The organism is Methanosaeta sp. UBA458, from assembly GCF_002496085.1.
Classification (GTDB): Archaea; Halobacteriota; Methanosarcinia; order Methanotrichales; family Methanotrichaceae; genus Methanothrix; species Methanothrix soehngenii.
Genome location: NZ_DAIK01000006.1, coordinates 1 through 1,560, shown reverse-complemented (window position 1 = coordinate 1,560; position 1,560 = coordinate 1). Strand labels below are relative to the sequence as shown.

At 57.6% G+C, this 1,560-nt stretch carries 1 protein-coding gene and 1 pseudogene; one reads left to right on the top strand and one right to left on the bottom strand.

Annotated features, from left to right (window positions below):
• Nucleotides 1-227 (bottom strand): annotated as a pseudogene (locus BP822_RS00375) (ion transporter); the annotation flags it as partial.
• Nucleotides 228-322: 95 nt separating this feature from the next.
• Here BP822_RS00375 and ilvA point away from each other — a divergent pair.
• Complete coding sequence (ilvA, locus tag BP822_RS00370; protein ID WP_286877485.1) at nt 323-1,534, top strand: threonine ammonia-lyase; 1,212 nt, start codon at nt 323-325, stop codon at nt 1,532-1,534.
• Nucleotides 1,535-1,560 lie beyond the last annotated feature (26 nt).

The following is a 1,560-nucleotide window of genomic DNA, read 5'->3' as shown; positions in this document are numbered from 1 at the left end:
GCTGAGAGGGGATAGGTCTCGATGACGAAGAGCATGACCACCAGCAGATTGAGCAGGATGATGAAGATGTCAATGGCCTTTCCCAGAGGGGTTCTAAAGTCTATCATGTAGAACTGGACGGTCTCCCGCAAGCTTCTGGCCTGAGAAGATTTCTTGCCCCCCTTTCCCGAAGCCTCCTTTTTCGGATTGGCTCTTGTCTGATTGGCTTTTAACTGATGGCCGGACATCTGTATTGTCTATAGTCTCTTTTAGGGGATAAAACCATCCGAATCAGCTCAGGAAATGATTAAGTCTTCAGGCAGCGGTGTAGTATCATGATATTATGATCGAATTCTCCGATGTTTTGCAGGCGGCAAATCTCCTCAAGGACAGGGTCATCCGCACTCCTTTAGTCTACTCCCCCACCTTCAGCAGATTGGCCAATGCCGAGGTATACCTGAAGCTGGAGAGCCTGCAGATGGGCGGTTCGTTCAAGGTCAGAGGGGCCACCTACAAGCTCCAGTCCAATCTGGAAAAGATCCATTCAGGGGTTATCGCCGCCTCTGTGGGAAACCATGCACAGGGGGTGGCCCTGGCCGCCTGTGCAGCCGGTGTCCCTGCTACGATCATCATGCCTGTCTGGGCCTCCATCTCCAAGCAAGAGGCCACCCGAGCTTATGGGGCAGAGGTGAGGCTGATGGGCAAAAGCCTCGTCGAGAGCATAGAAATCGGCAGGCGGATGGCCCAGGAGACGAACAGGATCTTCATTCATCCGTATGACGACGAGGAGGTCATAGCCGGCCAGGGGACAGTTGGCCTGGAGATCCTGGAGGACCTGCCAGATGCAGACCTCATAATCGTTCCGGTGGGAGGAGGAGGATTGATCGCAGGAATTGCCCTGGCAGCCAAGTCCATCCGGCCGGAGGCAAGGGTGGTGGGGGTGCAGGCGGCATCCTGCCCCTCGGCCAGAAAGGCCCTGGAGCTTGGAAGGCCGGCGGAGGTCCAGGCTGAGGAGCGGGGCTCGATCGCCGATGCCATCATGGTCACCCAGGTGGGCGAGGCCCCATTCCCGTTGCTGCAGAAGCTGGTGGATGATATCGTTCTGGTTGATGAGGATCAGATCGCCTCTGCCGTATTGAAGCTTCTGGAGAGAAAGCGCATTCTGGCGGAGGGGGCGGCCGCTGCTCCACTGGCTGCGTTACTTGGCGGATCGCTGCAGGTTGCCGAGGGGAGCCGTGTAGTGCTGGTGGTAAGCGGGGGCAATGTAGACAGCCTGCTTTTGGAGCGGATCATCGCGGCAGGCCTTTTCCGGGAGGGCAGACTGATGCATTTTTCCGTCTCCCTGGTGGATTCTCCCGGATCGCTCGCCTGCCTCTTAGGCCTGCTGGCCGATCAGGAGGCCAACGTGGTGCACATTCATCACGCCCGAAACGAGAGCGGAGTGGCGATCAACTACACCCGGGTGGACCTGGAGCTGGAAACTAGGGGCTTCGAGCACATAAAAGGGATCGAGCGGGCGATGGAGGGGGCAGGATACAGATTCATGCGGAGGTAAACTGCTCCGGCCTAAAGACCGGAGCT

Coding starts and splice junctions, on each gene's coding strand:
- ilvA (WP_286877485.1), top strand. CDS start 323: ATGATCGAATTCTCCGATGTTTTGCAGGCGGCAAATCTCCTCAAGGAC.